The organism is Pseudomonas sp. MRSN 12121, from assembly GCF_000931465.1.
Classification (GTDB): Bacteria; Pseudomonadota; Gammaproteobacteria; order Pseudomonadales; family Pseudomonadaceae; genus Aquipseudomonas.
This window is the reverse complement of the sequence record NZ_CP010892.1, coordinates 4,791,867-4,809,496: the sequence shown is the minus strand read 5'-3', so window position 1 is coordinate 4,809,496 and position 17,630 is coordinate 4,791,867. Positions and strand designations below refer to the sequence as shown.

At 66.8% G+C, this 17,630-nt stretch carries 12 protein-coding genes; all 12 read left to right on the top strand.

What is annotated here, in order from left to right:
* Window positions 1-37: 37 nt before the first annotated feature.
* Window positions 38-664 carry a response regulator transcription factor gene (locus TO66_RS21735; protein WP_044464202.1) on the top strand — a complete coding sequence of 209 codons (627 nt, stop codon included), beginning with the start codon at window positions 38-40 and terminating at the stop codon, window positions 662-664.
* A gap of 12 nt (window positions 665-676) precedes the next feature.
* Entirely contained in the window at window positions 677-4,318 is a 3,642-nt protein-coding gene (locus TO66_RS21730; protein ID WP_256241032.1) for a transporter substrate-binding domain-containing protein, read from the top strand.
* A 290-nt stretch (window positions 4,319-4,608) separates the two neighbouring features.
* A complete protein-coding gene (locus TO66_RS21725; protein ID WP_044464200.1) occupies window positions 4,609-5,154 on the top strand; it encodes a fimbrial protein in 546 nt (181 codons plus the stop codon).
* Window positions 5,155-5,214: 60 nt separating this feature from the next.
* On the top strand, window positions 5,215-5,958 hold the full coding sequence (locus TO66_RS21720) for a molecular chaperone (protein ID WP_156162101.1): 744 nt from the start codon (window positions 5,215-5,217) through the stop codon (window positions 5,956-5,958).
* A gap of 33 nt (window positions 5,959-5,991) precedes the next feature.
* Complete coding sequence (locus TO66_RS21715; protein WP_082061133.1) at window positions 5,992-8,589, top strand: fimbria/pilus outer membrane usher protein; 2,598 nt, start codon at window positions 5,992-5,994, stop codon at window positions 8,587-8,589.
* Window positions 8,590-9,032: 443 nt separating this feature from the next.
* Window positions 9,033-9,689, top strand: coding sequence for a fimbrial protein (locus TO66_RS33705; protein WP_052506151.1), 657 nt, complete (start codon window positions 9,033-9,035; stop codon window positions 9,687-9,689).
* An 80-nt stretch (window positions 9,690-9,769) separates the two neighbouring features.
* Window positions 9,770-10,966: an EAL domain-containing protein gene (locus TO66_RS21705; protein ID WP_044464198.1), complete on the top strand. Its 1,197-nt coding sequence runs from the start codon at window positions 9,770-9,772 to the stop codon at window positions 10,964-10,966.
* Window positions 10,967-11,121: 155 nt separating this feature from the next.
* Entirely contained in the window at window positions 11,122-11,556 is a 435-nt protein-coding gene (locus tag TO66_RS21700; RefSeq protein ID WP_044464197.1) for a hypothetical protein, read from the top strand.
* A gap of 346 nt (window positions 11,557-11,902) precedes the next feature.
* Window positions 11,903-13,795 (top strand): sigma-54-dependent Fis family transcriptional regulator, encoded by a 1,893-nt coding sequence (locus tag TO66_RS21695; protein ID WP_044464196.1) that lies wholly within the window; start codon window positions 11,903-11,905, stop codon window positions 13,793-13,795.
* On the top strand, window positions 13,795-15,507 hold the full coding sequence (locus tag TO66_RS21690) for an ABC transporter ATP-binding protein (protein ID WP_044464195.1): 1,713 nt from the start codon (window positions 13,795-13,797) through the stop codon (window positions 15,505-15,507). Before TO66_RS21695 ends, TO66_RS21690 begins: the two co-directional genes overlap by 1 nt.
* Complete coding sequence (locus tag TO66_RS21685; RefSeq protein WP_044464194.1) at window positions 15,504-16,181, top strand: S8/S53 family peptidase; 678 nt, start codon at window positions 15,504-15,506, stop codon at window positions 16,179-16,181. The genes TO66_RS21690 and TO66_RS21685 overlap by 4 nt, the downstream gene beginning before the upstream one ends.
* Complete coding sequence (locus tag TO66_RS21680) at window positions 16,178-17,497, top strand: NAD(P)/FAD-dependent oxidoreductase (protein ID WP_044464193.1); 1,320 nt, start codon at window positions 16,178-16,180, stop codon at window positions 17,495-17,497. Before TO66_RS21685 ends, TO66_RS21680 begins: the two co-directional genes overlap by 4 nt.
* The last annotated feature ends 133 nt before the right edge of the window (window positions 17,498-17,630 follow it).

The window sequence follows — 17,630 nt, the reverse complement described above, 5'->3', positions numbered from 1 at the left end:
GGCGGGCAGTATCAGCCGATCTATTTCTGGAGGTTCAATGCAAAAGGCTTTGGTTGTCGATGATCACCCGTTCATTCGGTCCACGGTGAAGATGCTGCTCAAGCAGGAAGGGTTCGAGGTCGTGGCGGAAACGGACAACGGCGTCGATGCGGTACAACTGGCCCGCGAGCACCAGCCCGAGCTGATCCTGCTGGACATCGCCTTGCCGCGCATGGACGGCCTGGAAGTGCTGAACCGCATCACCGCGCTGGGCCTGGCCACCAAGGTCCTGATCCTCACCTCGCAGTCGCCGGTCTATTATTCGGCGCGCTGCATGAAGGCCGGCGCGGCGGGCTATATCTCGAAAGTCGACGACTTGAGCGAGCTGGTCAAGGGCATCCGGGCGGCGATGTCGGGCTACCTGTATTTCCCCAACCTTGCCGGCAGTTCGGTGCGCCGCAGCGACAGCGAGGCCTCGGAGCAGAGCATGATCCAGAGCCTGTCCGACCGTGAACTGAGCATCCTTCAGCAGCTTGCCCTGGGCATGAGCAACAAGGACATCGGCGAAAGCATGTTGCTCAGCAGCAAGACCGTCAGTACCTACAAGACCCGGCTGATCGAGAAGCTGAACATGAAGTCGGTGGTGTACCTGGCCGACTTCGCCAAGCGCAATAACCTGATCTAGATGGGCAATCATTTGCGAACCCGCCTCGCTGTGCTGTTTCTGTTGGCCCTGCTGGGTACGGCGCCGGTCGCCGTGGCCGAGGTCGGGGCCAGGGTCGAGACGCTGAGCGTGCTCGGACGCTCCAGCGTCGCGGATTATCAGGTGGCGCTCGACGAAGCCGACTGGAGCTGGCTGCGGCACAAGGGCAGCTTGCTGCTGGGCGCTTCGGAGCCCGACTACGCACCCTTCGACATGACGGGCAACGGGCGTGCCTTCGAAGGCTTGTCGGCCGATTACGCGGCGCTGCTCGCCAGCCTGTTGCACGTCAACGTGCAGGTGCGCCGCTACCCCTCCCGGGATGCGGTGATCCAGGCGCTGAAGAACGGCGAGGTCGATCTGCTCGCCACCGCCAACGGCTTCGAGGCCGCCGACCCGCAACTGCTGATGTCCCGGCCCTATGCCGAGGACCAGCCGACCCTGGTCACCCGCAGCAACGATAGCCAGGGCCTGCCCGCCGACCTGGCAGGCAAGCAGGTGGCGATGCTGTATCACTACCTGCCGGCCGAAGCGGTCAAGAAGCTCTATCCCGACGCCCGACTGCAACTCTATCCCTCGGCCCTGAGCGCCATCGGCGCGGTTGCCTTCGGCCAGGCCGACGTCTACCTGGGCGACTCGATCAGTGCCAATTACCTGATCAACCGTAACTACCTGAACAATGTGCAACTGACCGACTTCGCGCGCCTGGAGGTGAACTCTTTCGCCTTTGCCGCGGCCCGGGGCAACACGCGTCTGCTGAATATCGTCAACGCCGCACTGGCGGCGATTCCGGTCAGCGAGCAGATGACTATCCAGCGCCGCTGGAGCGCCGGCGGGGCGAGCATTGCCGGGCAGTCGCGCCTGCATTTCAGCGACAAGGAACAGCGCTGGCTGGAGCAACACCCGCGGCTGAAAGTGGCGATCAACGAGAACTACCTGCCGCTGTCGTTCATCGATGCCCAGGGCGAGTTTCGCGGCATCAGCGCCGATGTGCTGAACAAGATCAGCCTGCGTACCGGCCTGAAGTTCGACGTGGTGCGCGGGGAGTCGGTGCATGACCTGACTGGCCTGGTCAAGAGCGGCAAGGCCGACCTGCTGGCCGCTTTCACCGCCAGCTACGAGCGCGAGAACGAGCTGCGTTTCACCCCGCCTTACCTGAGCACGCCATTTGTCCTGGTGACCCGGGTCGGCGCGGGCATGCCGAACACCCTGGACGAGATGGCGGGGAAAAAACTGGCGCTGATCCGCGGCAATGTGCAGCGTGAATTCATCATCGACCACTTTCCGCGGATCGAGCTGGTGGCGGTGGAAAACGCCGCCGAAGCCATGGCCCTGGTGGCCAGTGGCGCGGTGGACGGCGCGGTCAATTCACTGATCAGCGCCCGCTACATCATCTCCCGGCAGTACCGGGAACGCTTGCGGGTGACCAGCACGGTCGGCAGCTTGCCAGCCCGGGTGGCCTTCGCCACCGATCGCGGCGCACTGGAGCTGTACTCGATCCTCGACAAGGCATTGTTGAGCATCACGCCCGATGAAATGGATGCGCTGACCAACCGCTGGCGCAGCGAGGTGGTGATCAACGACAGCTACTGGCAGCGCTATCGTCCGGCGATCATCCAGGGATTTGTCGTGGCCGCGTTCCTGCTGTTGCTCGCCGTGGGCTGGATCAGCTACCTGCGTGGCTTGGTCCGCAAGCGCGAGCAGGCCGAGCGGGCCCTGGGCGACCAGATAGAGTTCATGCGCGTGCTGATCGACGGCACCCCGCATCCGATCTATGTCCGCGATCGGCAAGGGCGCCTGATGGCGTGCAATTCGGCCTACCTCGAAGTGTTTGGCGTCGCCCGTGAGGCAGTGATCGGCAAGACCATTATCGAGGGTGTATTGAGCACCCAGAAAGTCGAGGCCCAGGCTTATCACGACGATTACCTGGCCGTCATGAACGATGGCAAGTCGCGCATCCAGGACCGCGCCCTGACCCTGTCCCAGGGCCGGGTGCTGACCATTTACCACTGGATGCTGCCGTACCGCGGCAGCGACGGCGAAGTAGCGGGGCTGATTTCCGGCTGGATCGATGTCAGCGAGCGCCAGCACCTGCTGGAACAGTTGCGCGAGGCCAAGGACGACGCCGACGACGCCAACCGGGCCAAGACCACCTTCCTGGCCACCATGAGCCACGAGATCCGCACGCCGATGAACGCGGTGATCGGCATGCTCGAACTGGCGATGAAAAAGGCCGACCAGGGGGTCATGGACCGCTTCTCCATCGAGGTCGCCTCCGGAGCGGCCCTGGGGCTGCTGGAACTGATCGGCGACATCCTCGACATCGCGCGGATCGAGTCCGGGCGCCTGTCGCTGTCGCCGCAACGGGCCAATCTGCGGGTCCTGGTGGATTCGGTGGCGCGGATCTTCGAAGGGCTGGCGCGCCAGAAGCGCCTGCAACTGATCCTCGACCTCGATTTCAAGAGCAACCGCGATGTGCTGATCGACCCGTTGCGCTTCAAGCAGATCGTTTCGAACCTGCTGAGCAATGCCATCAAGTTCACCCGCGAAGGCGAGGTGCGCCTGAGCGTGCAGGTGGCGTCCGCCGCCGACGAGGAACGGCTGGCCATCCGCCTGTTGATCGAGGACACCGGCAGCGGCATTTCGCCCGAGGACCAGAAGCGCCTGTTCAGCCCCTTCGCCCAGGCCGCCAACAGCCAGCAGCTGGGCCGTGGCGGCTCGGGCCTGGGCCTGGTGATCAGCCGTACCCTGTGCGAAATGATGGGCGGCCAACTGACCCTCGGCAGCGTCCTGGGCGAGGGCACCCGGGTCGAGGTGCTGCTCGATTTCCCCACGCTGGAGCCCTTGCCCGAAGTCGAGGCACCGGCGGTGGAGCGGGTTGCGCCGACGCAGGTCCTCGACATCCTGGTGGTCGACGACTACCCGGCCAACCGCCTGCTGCTGTCCCAGCAACTGAGCTACCTGGGGCACCGGGTCAGCGACGCCGAGGATGGCGCCCATGGCCTGCGGGCGTGGCGCAATCAGCACTTCGATGTGCTGATCACCGACTGCAACATGCCGGTGATGAACGGCTATGCGCTGAGCAAGGCGATCCGCGAGGAAGAGGCCAGCCAGGGCCTCGCGCCGTGCCTGATCCTCGGTTTCACCGCCAATGCCCAGCCGGAGGAGAAAGCGCGCTGCCTGGAGGCGGGAATGGACGACTGCCTGTTCAAACCCATCAGCCTCAAGGACCTGGGCGCGCGGCTGGCCGAGGTCGCGCCGGGTGCGGAGCCGTCATTCGGCGACGAAGTGACGGTGGCGGTGGACAGCCTCGATCTGAGCAGCCTGGAGCAGTTGACCGGCGGCGATCGGGAGTCGATCAGGGGCCTGCTCGGCGACCTCGCCAGCAGCAATGAGCAGGACCTGGCGCGCCTGCTCGAACTGTTCAGCAAGAATGACTTGCCGGGCCTGGCGGACCTGGCGCACCGGGTGAAGGGCGGGGCGCGGATCGTCAAGGCGCAGGCGCTGGTCGCCTGTTGCGAACAGCTGGAGCGCGCGTGCCACGAACTGGACGGCGGCGCCCGCCTGACGCAGTCGGTCGATGCCCTGCACCAGGCCATGGAGCGGCTGGCCGCGACCCTGGAGATGCACGGCGCCTGAGGTCTCGGGCGCCTGGGCCCAGCCTATCCCTCCCTCTACTTGCCACCGCGCTCGCCCTGCCGGGCCGGTGGGCAGCGGCTGGCCATTCCCCCCGAAACGCCCTCAGTCATTCCCTAAGAAATTTCCTACAAATCCCTGGGAATCACCCTGCTCTACGGTTTGAAAGAACTGGCGATCATGAACCCGTCGCAGTAGGGCAGGTGGTTTGTTCCCACAGGACGCATCCCGCGTCCGGCAACCCTCCAGGCTTTCGCGACAGGTTTCAAAATCTATTTTTTTGGAGTTATGCCATGAATCGCCAAGCCCTTGTCCTCGCCGCACTGGTTGCTGCCTCCGCCGCGCCATTCGCCAATGCCGCCGACGGCACCATCAATTTCAACGGTGAGCTGGTCAACCAGACCTGCACCATCGCGGTCGACGGCGTGGTGACCCCGGCCGCGGCGACCGTGACCCTGCCGACCGTTTCCACCAGCCTGCTGACCGCTGCCGGGCAGGTAGCCGGCCGCACCGGCTTCAACATTCAACTGAGCAGCTGCGTGGGCGCCGCCACCACTACTGCGGCCTTCTTCGAGTCCGGTGCGTCGGTGGATCCGGTCAGCGGCAACCTGCGCAACATGACCGGCACCGCCACTAACGTGCAACTGCAACTGGTCGACGCCGCCAACGGTTCGGCGATCCAGGCGGGCAACACCAACCAGCGTACCCGCACCACGCGTAACACCCTGGATGCCAGCGGCGCCGCCAACATGCCGTACGCGATTCAGTACGTCGCCAGCGGTGCAACCAACCCAGGCACCGTGGTCAGCTCCGTGACCTACTCGATCGACTACCAGTAAGCCCCGTTCGCCGATGCGCGCCCGCCCGGATGCGCATCGGCCCCACCGATGAGGTGCACCATGTCTGGAGACAAGAAAATCCTGCGTCGCGCCGCCCTGGCCCTGCTGGCCACCCTGGTCTGCTCCCAGGCCGTGGCGGGTGTGGTGATCACCGGCACGCGCTTGATCTACCCGGCGAGCCAGAAGGAAATCACCGTCAAGCTGAACAACAACGGCATCCGTCCCGCGCTGATCCAGTCCTGGGTCGACAGTGGCGACGTGGAGTCCAGCCCCACCAGCTCGAAGGCGCCGTTCGTGCTGTCGCCGCCGGTGTCGCGCATCGACCCGGGCAAGGGCCAGAGCCTGCGCCTGATGTTCACCGGCAGTGCCTTGCCGGCCAACAAGGAGTCGGTGTTCTGGCTCAACGTGCTGGAGATCCCGCCCAAGGCCGAAGGCCCGGTGGACCTGAACGTGCTGCAGATGGCCTTTCGTTCGCGCATCAAGATCTTCTACCGCCCCGACAGCCTGCCCGGCAAACCGGCCGAGGCCATCGAGCAACTGCAATGGTCGCTGACCCGGCAGGGCCAGGGTTATGCCCTGCAGGCCTATAACCCCACGGCTTTCCACGTGTCCCAGGTGGAATTGGCACTGGTCGCCGGCACCCAGCGCTATCCCAGCGAAGACGGCATGATCGGCCCAGGCCAGACCCGGCAGTTCCCCTTGCCGACCCTCAAGGCATTGCCCGGTGCGGGCGCCCAGGTCGAATTCAACGCCATCAATGACTACGGCGCCCTGGTGCCGAGCAAGCAAGCCCTCAAGCCCTGACCCTGGCTTCACATTCCCGCGTTCGAGGTACCTATGAAGACTCTTCCCAGCCCCGGGGCTTACCTGCGGGCACAGCCTCGCTTTGCCTTGAATCCGCTGGCCGCGTTGCTGCCCCGGGCCATCGCGGTGGTGCTGGGACTGTGTGTGGCGCAGGGGGCGCAGGCCGAAGACGTGCAGTTCAATGAAATCTTCCTGCCCCAGGATTCGCAGAGCCTCGACCTGAGCGCCTACCAGAAAGGCAACCCGGTGCTGCCCGGCGAATACCGCGCGGACGTGGCGGTCAACGGTCGCCTGGTCAGCCGCCAGGACATCCGCATCGATGCCGAGGCGGATGGCAGCAACCCGACGGTCTGCTTCAACCGTGGCCTGCTGGAATTGATCGGGGTCGACCTGCGCCGCCTCTCGGCCGAAACCCTGATGCGCGTCGAAAGCGGCGCGCCCTGCCTGGAGCTGGCATCGTTGATCGAAGGCGCCGGCGCGAGCTTCTCGCCCTCCAGCCAGCAGTTGGACGTGAGCATTCCGCAGATTGCCCTGCGCCGCGATGCGCGCGGCTACGTCAGCCCCGAACTGTGGGACCGCGGCGTGACCGCCGGCACCCTGAGCTACAACCTCAACGCCAACCACAACCGTACCGACACGGGTAATTACGATTCGGCCTACCTGGGCCTGAATGCCGGCCTGAACCTCGGCGACTGGCGCCTGCGCCATGACGGCTCGCTGAGCTGGCAGAAAGAGACCGGCCAGGATTACCAGGTGCTGAACACCTACGCCCAGCGCGATATCACGTCGCTCAAGAGCCAGCTGACCCTGGGCGAAGCCAACACCAGCGGCGAGATCTTCGACACCATCGCTTATCGCGGCCTGCAGTTGGGCACCGACGACCGCATGCTGCCCGAGTCGCAGCGCGGTTATGCGCCGGTGATCCGCGGCATCGCCCGCACCAGTGCGCGGGTAGCCGTGCGCCAGGCCGGCAACCTGCTGTACGAGACCACCGTGGCCCCAGGCGCGTTCGTCATCGACGACCTGTATTCCACCGGCTATGGCGGCGACCTGGAGGTTACCGTCTACGAAGCCGACGGCAGCGAGCAGAGCTTCATCGTGCCCTTTGCCTCCACCGCGCAATTGCTGCGCCCGGGCACGTCGCGCTTCAGCGTCACCGCGGGCGAAACCCGCAACAACTACATCGAGCGCCAGGCCAAGGTGCTGCAAGGCACTTATCAGCGCGGCTTGAACAACACCTTCACCGGGTTTGGTGGCACCCAGGCCAGCGACGACTACCTGGCGCTGCTCGGCGGCCTGGCGTTCAGCACGCCGATTGGCGCCATGGCGGCGGACATCACCCAGGCGCAGACCAACCTGACCAGCGGCACCGTCCAGGGCCAGAGCCTGCGCCTGAGCTACAGCAAGAACATCCTCAGCACCGGCAGCAACTTCGCCGTGGCCGCCACGCGCTTTTCCACCGAGGGCTACCTGGATTTCAACAACGCCGTGCAACTGCTCGATGCCGAGCGCAACGCCCTGGACACCAGCCGGTTCGGCCGCCCACGCAGCCGCGTCTCGCTGACCGCCAACCAGAGCCTCGGCGACTGGGGGCAAGTGGCGTTCAGCGGTTTTACCCAGAACTACTGGAACTTGCCGGGCCGCGATGTGCAGTACCAGCTCAGCTACAACAAACAGGTCAACCAGGTCAGCCTGGGTGTCAGCGCCAACCGCAGCCGTGCCGGCCTGGGCGATATGCAGAACAACCTGCTGTTCACCCTCAGCATGCCGCTGGAGTTCGGCTCGTCGGCCAACCGGCCGCAACTGTCGGCGCGGGTGATGCGCGATGCCACGGGCGACTTCAGCCAGCAGGCGACCCTCAGCGGCACCGCCGGCGAAGACCGTCGCTACAGCTACGGCGTGACCGCCGGCCATGACGGCGCGACCCGCACCAACAGCACCTCGCTGAACGGCCAGTACATCGGCTCCAAGGCCATGCTCGGCGGCACCCTGAGCCGCGGCGAGGGCTACGACAGCCTGTCGCTGAACACCAGCGGCACGGTGGTCGCGCATCCGGCCGGTGTGACCTTCACCCCGTATCGCGGCGAAACCATGGCCGTGGTCAGCGCGCCGGGCGCGGCCGGGGCCAAGGTGGTCGGCTACCCGGGCCTGGCGCTCGATGGCCGCGGCAACGCCGTGGTGCCTTACCTGCGCCCTTATGAACTGAACGAAGTGGCCATCGACCCGCAGGGCATCTCGCTGGACGTCGAGCTGACCGAAACCAGCCAGCAGATCGCCCCGCGCGCCGGCGCCGTGGTGGCCCTCCAGTACGGCACCAGCAACGGTCAGGCACTGCTGCTCAACGTGACCCTGGCCGATGGCGGCGCGCTGCCGTTCGGCGCCAGCGTGACCGACGACCGCGGCGTCTCGGTGGGCGTGGTCGGGCAGGGCGGCCAGCTGTACGCGCGGGTCAAGGACAACGCCCGCCGGCTGCTGATCAGCTGGGGCAGCCAGGCCGGCCAGCAATGCTCGCTGCCCTTGCCGCCGGGCAAGAGCGGCGGCCAGCAACTGCGCCAGGTGGATGCCGTGTGTTCGCCGGCCCAACCAGACAATCGCGTTGCTTCTGTGAACAACGCCCAGGAGAACAAGTGATGAACATGATGCGAGTGTTGAAGTTGAGTATGGCTGTACTGGGCTTGTCGTCGCTGGCGGGATTGGCGATGGCCGATTGTCGATTTTATGAGGGGGCGCCGTTCTTTGGCTCGATGCCGCTGCTGGGGGGCAATATCACCGTGGGCCGGGATGTGCCGCTGGGGACGGAGGTGTATCGGCAGACTTTTCAAGTGCCTGGTACTACCGCTATCAACTGTGATCGGGGTATTTACGAGATCGAGCGGGTTCGTACGCTGCCGGTCACGCCCATGCCTTTATCCTCCTGGTCGGGTTCACCCTATGGAGGACAGGTCTATCAGACGAACGTGCCAGGGATCGGGGTTGCTGTCTGGAATGCTAATACCGCGATGCCTTCCTCTCGGCCATACGGCAACTGTGGCGGTGGAACCGCCAGTTGCAATTGGACTGGTGTGGAAAGGGCCATGGCGTTCGATATTTCCTTGATCAAGATCGGCGAGGTTTCTCCAGGCACCATTCGCGGTGTGCTGTTGCCGACCATGGCGCAGAGCTGGGTCACCTCCAACACCCTTGAAGTGCAACGCGTCAGCCTGACCGGCAGCATCAATATTGTGTCCCGTACCTGCAGCACCCCGGATGTGACGGTGCCCATGGGCACGCATCAGTTGAGCGAGTTTTCCGGGGGCAACAGCGCCACGCCCTGGAAGGATTTCTCCATTGCGCTGAACAACTGCCCGGCGTTTCACGGCATCTATTCCGGTACCGGCCCGCGCTGGTTGAGCGATGGCACCAGCAATAACCTCGACTCGCGTACCAACAACCTCTTGCGTCTGCGCCTGGACCCGGTGCGCACCGCGATCAACCCCGGCCAGGGCATCCTGAGCCTCGATCCGAGCGCCCCAGGCGGTGCAGTGGCGGCCAGCGGTATCGGCCTGCAGGTGGCCGACAGCCATGGCGGGGCATTGCCCCTGGCCACCCTGCGGCCCAGCGGTATCACCCCGCGGGCCACGGAGGGCGCCAGCTACAGCATTCCGCTCAAGGCCCGCTACATCCAGACCGCGGGCAGTGTCACGGCGGGGCCGGCGAATGCCTCGGCGGTGTTCACCATCAACTACCAATAGCGATGGTCGCGAGCTTCCCGCCGGGTGCGGGAAGGGCGCGCCCCCGGTCATAGACCCACTCCCATCGAGAGCGTCGTTCCATGCCCAGACTTCCCTTGCGTGTCCTGGTCCTCGAGGACCATTCCTTTCAACGTGCCCTGGCGGTGCGCATGCTGCGACAGCTGGGCTGCCGCGAGGTGTTCGAGGCCGCCGACGGGGCAGAGGCCCTGGCATTGCTGCGCGAAGCGGGGCCGGTGGATATCGTCCTGTGCGACCTGCGCATGGACGGCGTGGACGGGCTGGAGTTTCTCCAGGCCGTCGGCGCGTCCCGCCAGGTCGGCTCGGTGATCCTGTGCAGCGAACTCTCCGGGGATTTGCGCCGCTCGGTGCGGCAGATCGTTTCCCTGCTGGGCCTGGAGTTCTTGGGCGATCTGGGTAAACCCCTGTGCCTGGAGGCGTTGCGCAGCCTGCTAAAAAAGCCCGTGCCTGCGCCTGCTACCGGGCCTGTTCCACGACCGGCCCTGGAAGTCGCGCGGGAGGATGAGATCCGGCACGCCCTGCAGGCCGGCCAGTTGCAGCCGTATTACCAGCCCAAGTTCGACTTGCGCACGGGGCAGGTGCGCGGCGTGGAAGTCCTGGCCCGCTGGGCGCACCCTTCCAGGGGCGTGCTGCCGCCGCCAGCCTTCATGCCGCTGCTGGAGCGTTGCAAGCTGATGGATGCGCTGCTGTTCGGACAGATGGAACTAGCCCTGGAATTGCACTGCCAGATGCGGCGGCACGGCCATGCCCTGAACATGGCTTTCAACCTGCAGGCGGCCCAACTGGTCGACGATGCCCTGGCGCCTCGAATCAGGGCATTGCTGGCGCGGTACGGCGTATCGGGCGCAAGCCTGACCTTCGAGCTGACCGAAAGCGGGCTGTTGCAGGCCCCGCAAACCAGCATCAAGAACCTGGTGCGCTTGCGCATGATGGGCTGTGGCCTGGCGATCGACGATTTTGGCGCCGGCTTTTCTTCATTGCAGCGGCTGTGCGCGCTGCCCTTTACCGAGATCAAGCTGGATGCCGAGTTCGTGCGCGGGCTCGGGCACGAGCCGCGTTGCCAAGTGGCGATCAGCAGCACCCTGGCCTTGGGCAAGGCCCTGGGAATGTCGGTGGTGGTCGAGGGCATCGAGACCCAGGAGCAGCGTCAGCATCTGCTGCGCCTGGACTGCGCCACGGGGCAGGGGTATCTGTGCGCCCGGCCCATGAGCGGCGGGCAACTGCTGCACTGGCTCGGTAAACAGCCGGTTTGCGCCTGAAGGCCGGGGTTTCCGACCATTGATACCAACTCGCCACATTCCCCCCAGGGCTTAGGAAAAGTCCTACATACCGGTATTGACCGGCTCGCTAAGCTTTCGCGCCTCAGCTGATTTTTCATAGGGATCAACTGCATTTTCCAACGACGGTTTCCACGATGATCAACAAGACCTTGCGGATATTGATTGCCGCCCCCCAGCACTTCCAGCGCCTGAGAATCGAAAGGACGCTCAACCACCTGGGCTACTTCCGCATCGCCCCGGTGCAATCGTTCGATGAACTCGAAGCCTTGACGCAGTTCGCCGGCCAGCCGTTCGACCTGCTGATCGTCAGCGACGCCCTGGTCGATGCCCTGGATATCGACCTCGATGGGTTCTGCCGCGGCAACCCGACGATTCGTCATGCGCTGGTCTACGACCGCCCACAGACGCAGTGGCTGATGTTGCCGCAGTCCTTGCAGGTCAGCCTGGCGGGGCCGCCGGAGGGAGAGCTGCTGAAAAACCTGATGGCGATCATCGATCCGCCGTCGCCCCGTCGGGCGCTGCAAGTGTTGCCGTGGCTGCGCGGGCTTTCTCGGGCGCGGGGTGGTTAGGGCAGCTTTGTCCATACGATTGCTATCGCGGGCAAGCTCCGCTGCCGCTAGAGGAGCTCCGCTGCTGGCCTAGAGGAGCTCCGCTCCTACAGGTTGGGGTTGAGGTTGGGGTTGAGGGTGCCATACGGCACTTGCCATTTGCTTTACGTTAACGTCAAGATGCTCCGGCGCGGTTTTTCCCGTGGCGCAGGTTTTGCTTGCGTGTCAGAGACAGGGCCGGCCACGGGCCAAACTTCCCTTTACTGCCCTCTGCTCCGGGTGTAGACATTGGCCTTGGCTTGCGTGCTCCTGGCAATCCAAGGGAATGGACCGGGGAGGCTGCGGGCGGACCGAATCGGAGCGCTTGATGACTCTCATAAAAACAATAACCGGCGAAGCTCGACTGGCCCGGGAAAGACTCCATCTGGAAGGCGCCGTCCCCAATGGAGTGTTGCGTGCGGAAATCGATGCCTCATGGCGGCGCAGCCTCGGCCATGGCGTGCACGTCGATGGCCAGCCGGAGCTGGGCCTGGAATCCGGCACCAGCCTCGAGGTGCTGCTGGCGAACAACCGCCTGCTGCTCGACGCGGCGCTGCCGGCCGTCGACTACCTGGCCGAGCGCCAGGGCCAGGACGGCCTGATCATCCTGGCCAATGCCGAGGCGACCATCCTGTCGATCGGCGGCCGGGCCGACCGCCTCCAGGGCAGCGGCGTGCGCGACATCACCCTCGGCGCCTGCTGGAGCGAAGCCGCCCGTGGCACCAATGCCCTGGGCACCGCGCTGGTGGAAGCGCGCACCACCCTGATCGACTGCGGCGAACATTACCTGGATCGCCTGAGCCATTTTTCCTGCACCTCGGTGCCTATCCATTGCCCCCAGGGCGAAATCCTCGGCGTGCTCGACCTGACCCGCGAAGGGCCGCTGGGGCGCTTCCAGGACAGCTCGGCGCTGCTGGCCATGGCGGTCAGCCAGATCGAGAGCCGGGTGTTCAATGCCTCCTACCCCGAGCAGATCGTCCTGGCGTTCCACAGCCGCCGGCAGTACCTGGAGTCGCCCTGGCAAGGCTTGCTGGCCCTGAGCCTGGGTGGGCAGATCCTGGCGGTCAGCAGCCAGGCCTGCCAGTTGCTCGACGCCCCGCGCGCGACCCTGGTCGGCCGGCGCTGCGAAGAGTTTCTCGGGGTCGACGGCCTGCAACTGCTGACGCGCTTGCAGCAGGGCGGCGTCGGCAGCCTGCAGACCGCCAAGGGCGAGTTCTTCTACAAGACCCTGCGCGCGCCGCAACGCTCGATCAATGTCGCCGGCACGCCGAAAAGCCCAGCCAAGAAGCCTTCCGCGCAACCCCCGCTCGATGCGCTGGCCGGCAGCAACCCGCGTTATGCCCGCGCCCTGCGCATGGCCCGGCAGGGCCTGGCCAACGCCTTGCCGGTGTTGCTGCTGGGGGAAACCGGCACCGGCAAGGAAGTGGTGGCCCGCGCCCTGCACCTGGCCGGGGCCCGCGCCGACAAACCCTTTGTCGCGGTGAACTGCGCGGCGATCCCCGAAGGCCTGATCGAGTCCGAGCTGTTCGGCTATCGCGAGGGCGCCTTCACCGGTTCGCGCCGGGGCGGGATGGTCGGTCGCTTGCAGCAGGCCCATGGCGGCACGCTGTTTCTCGATGAAATCGGCGACATGCCGCTGGCCCTGCAGGCGCGTCTGCTGCGCGTGTTGCAGGACCGCAAGGTGGCGCCGCTGGGGGCCGGCGAGGAACAGGAGATCGACGTGGCGCTGATCTGCGCCACCCATCGCGATCTCAAGCAGCAGGTGGCCGACAAGCAGTTTCGCGAAGACCTGTTCTACCGGGTCAACGGCATCAGCGTGATGCTCCCGGCGCTGCGCGAGCGCGAGGATTTCGACGCGCTGCTGGAGGTCCTGCTGGCCAAGCTCGGCAGTCCCGGAATGGCCCTGGCGGCGAACCTGCGCCAGCTGCTGGCCGGCTACCACTGGCCGGGCAATATCCGCCAGCTGGAGATGGTCCTGCGCACGGCCCTGGCGATGCGCGAAGAGGGCGATCGGGTGCTGGGCCTGGAGCACCTGCCCGACAGCCTGCTCGACGATCTCAATACCGACGCCCGGCCCGCCACCGGCAGCATCCGCGAACATCAGCTGGAACTGATCCGCCAGGCGCTGGACGATCATCGCGGCAATGTGTCCGCCGCGGCCGAGGCCCTGGGCATCAGCCGCGCGACCCTGTACCGCAAGCTCAAGCAGTTGCGCGACTGATGGCGCGCCTGCTCAGCCGGCTGGTGGACAGCCCCGACCCCGCGGCGCTGCAGGCGGCCCTGCGCTGGCTGTATGGCTTTGTCCGCCCGCAGCGCCTGGCCATCGCCGGGTTGCTGGGGCTGTCGGTCTGCGCCTCGTTGCTGGTGCTGGTGCAACCCTGGCTGACCAAGCTGCTGATCGACGACGGCCTGCTGGCGCGGGATTTCCCGATGCTGGCGTGGATCGCCGGGCTGATGATCCTCGCCGGGCTGCTGGGCACGGCGCTGTCGGGCGTCAACCGCTACCTGCACACGCGCTTGTCGGGGCGCATCCTGTTTGCCCTGCGCGACGACCTGTACCGGCATTTGCAGCGCCTGTCGCCGGGCTTCTACGGGCAGCGGCGGATCGGCGACCTGATCTCGCGGCTCGACGGTGATGTGGCGGAGATCCAGCGCTTTGCCGTGGATTCGCTGTTCTCCGCGGTGTCCAGCGTGATCGGCCTGATGGTGGCGCTGGCGATGCTGGTGACTCTGTCCTGGCAACTGTCGTTGCTGGCGCTGCTGCTGATTCCCCTGGACCTGCTCTGGCTGCGCTGGATGCGGCGCAAGGTCGAGCGCGAGGTGCGGCAGTTGCGCGAGCGCTCGGCGGACCTGTCGTCGTTCATGGTCGAGACCCTGCCGGTGATGAAGTTCATCCAGAGCGCCGGCCAGCAACAGCGCGAGGCGCGGCGCCTGGAGTTGCTGGGCCAGGGCTACCTGAGCCAGTTGCTGCGCTTGCAGGTCAGCGAGTTCTTCACCCAGGCGGTGCCCGGCACCCTGACCTCGCTGTCGCGGGCCTGTGCCTTCCTGATCGGCGGCTATTGGGTGGTGCAGGGCACCTGGCAACTGGGCGCGCTGATCGCCTTTTCCACCTACCTGGGCATGGCCGTCGGGCCGGTGCAGAGCCTGCTGGGGCTGTATGTGGCGGTCCAGCGCATGAGCGTCAGCCTGGGCCGGGTGATGGAGCTGCGCGGCGAAGCACCGGGCGTGACCACGCCGCAGGAACCTGCGCCGATGCCCGGGGGCGGCGAGCTGCATTTCCATGACGTGCACTTCAGCCACCCCGGGCGGCCCAGCACCCTGAGCGGCATCGAGGCGCGGATTCCCTACGGGCTGAAGGTGGCCCTGAGCGGCGGCTCCGGGGTCGGCAAGTCGACCCTGATCGACCTGCTGCAACGCCATCACGACCCGCAGTCCGGGCAGGTGCTGCTGGACGGTGTCGACCTGCGCCGGCTCGACCTGTGCGAGCTGCGCCGGCGCATCGCCGTGGTCAGCCAGGACATCGTGCTGTTTCGTGGCAGCCTGGCCGACAACCTGGCCTACAGCGTGCCCGACGCACCGCGCGCGGCGGTGGCCGAGGTGGCGCGGCTGGCGCAACTGCAGAGCCTCATCGAGTCGTTGCCCGAGGGCCTGGACAGCCCGCTGGGCGAGCGTGGCCAGCAGCTGTCCGGCGGGCAGAAACAGCGGATCGCGATTGCCCGCGCGTTGCTCCAGGACCCCTTGATCCTGGTGCTGGACGAAGCCACCTCGGCGGTGGACGAAAGCACCGAGCGCGAGGTGATCGAGGCCATCGACCGGCTGTTCGCCGGGCGCACGCGGATCCTGATCAGCCACCGGCCTTCGACCCTGGCCGACGCCGACCTGCGTTTCGAACTGGTGGACGGCGTATTGCGCCCCGCGCAGGTGGCGGCATGACGCCCGAATTGCTGGTCGGCGTGGTCGACAGCGGGCATTCGGCCGCGCAACGCGCCCGGGTGGTGGCCGGACGGCGTTTCTATCTGGTGGAGGACGGTGTCGGCGCAGGCGAGGTACAGGACGATCCGCTCGGCCACGGCAGCGCGATCCTCGACGCGATCGCCGAGCGGGCACCCCGGGCGCGGTTCTGCGTCGCCCAGGTGTTCGACCAGCGCGGGGTGACCAGCGCCCTGCAGATCGCCAGCGCCCTGGACTGGCTGGTGGCCCGGGGCGTGCGCCTGGTCAACCTCAGCCTGGGCCTGCGCCAGGACCGCAGCCTGTTGCGCGAAGCCTGCGCCGCGGCGCTGGCGCAAGGCGTGATGCTGTGCGCGTCGACCCCGGCCCAGGGCGCCGCGGTGTACCCGGCCCGTTATCCCGGCGTGCTGCGGGTGACCGGCGATGCCCGCTGCACCCCCGGGGAGTGGTCGTGGCTCGACAGCCAGCAGGCCGACTTCGCCGCCTGCGTGCAGGGCAGCCATCCCGGCCAGTCCGGGGCCAGCCTGGGCTGCGCGGCGTTGAGCGGGCATATCGCCGGTTACCTGGGCGAGCACCGCGACGCCGACAACCCGCAGGTGCTCCAGTGGCTGCGGACCCACGCCCGCTACCACGGCCCCGAACGGCGCGGCTGGCCATGAGGCCGCTGCTGGTGCTCGGCGCCGGGCCGGCCGGCGCCGCGGTGGCCCTGGGCTTGCGGCGCCTGGGTTACCCGGTGGCGCTGGTCAGCCAGTGGCGGCGCTTTGCGGCGCTGGAAGGGGTGTCGCTGCGCGTGCTCGAGGCGTTGCGTGGCGCCGGCCTGGGGCAGGCGCTGGACAGCGCCTTGCAGGCGTGCCGGCGCGAGGTGGCATGGAATGGCGAGCAGCATGCGCAGAACGTCGAGTACCTGCTGGATCGCCCGCGTTTCGATCGCGGCCTGCGCGAAGCCTTGCGCACGGCGGGTGTCGAGCTGGTCGAAGGCCGGGTACTGGACGTGCAGTCGACGGCGGCCGGGCATCGGGTGTGCATCGAAGGCCAGGGCGAGCATTTCGCGGATTTCCTGGTGGAGGCGCGGGGACGGCAGGCACCGGCCCTGAGCAAGGAGCTGGGTAAAAGCTTGCGCAAAGGCCGGCGCGGGCCGGAAACCCTCAGCCTGCTCAACCGCTGGCAGGGCTCGCCGGGCAGCGCCGCCAGCGCCGTGCACAGCCTGGAAGACGGCTGGGCCTGGATGGCGCGCCAGGCCGACGGCCAGTGCTACTGGCAACTGACCGTGGATGTGGCCAGCGCCGGGCTGCCGGGCAAGGCGCAGTTGCTCGACTACTGCCGCCAGCGGCGCCTGGGTTCGGCGCCGGCGCGCGCGTTCTTTGGCGGCGCGGCCGAGGCGGACCTGCAACTGCATGCGCGCAGCAGCACGGCGATCCTCTGCCCGCAGGTGTGCGGCGCCAACTGGATTCGCGTGGGCGATGCGGCGATGGCGGTGGACCCGTTGTCCGGCAACGGTATTTTCCAGTCGCTGTCCTCGGCGCTGCAGGCCCCCGCGGTGATCAACACCCTGTTGCAGCGCCCCGAGCGCGCGGCCCTGGCGCAGCGTTTCCATGGTCAGCGGGTCGAGCAGCTGTTTCTGCGTTTTGCCCGCATCGGCCGGGATTTCTACGGCGACGAGCAGCGCTGGCCCGAGCAGCCTTTCTGGCAGGCCCGCCGGCAATGGCCGGACCTCCAGCCGGCGCACCGCGCGGCGGATTTTGCTGCGTTGCGCATCGAACGGGCCCCGGTATTGCGCGATGGCCTGGTGGACGAAGCCGAGGTGGTGATCGCCCCGGACCAGCCGCTGGGCGTCTGGCACGTGCAGGGCGTCGAGTTGGCGCCGTTGTTGCGCCGATTGCAGCGGCAAGCGCCCGGCGAGGCCCTGGCCGGCTTGAGCGAAGAGCAGGACAGGGCGGTGCGTGGGTGGTTGCTGGGGCAGGGGTATCGGCCGTGAGGATAGGTGTCGCCTGGGCGATTGATCGCGGGCAAGCCTCGCTCCTACAGGTAACGCGCAAACCCGGGTGATTATCGCGGGCCATGGGCAACCCCCGTAGGAGCGAGGCTTGCCCGCGATGGCGGCAGCCCGA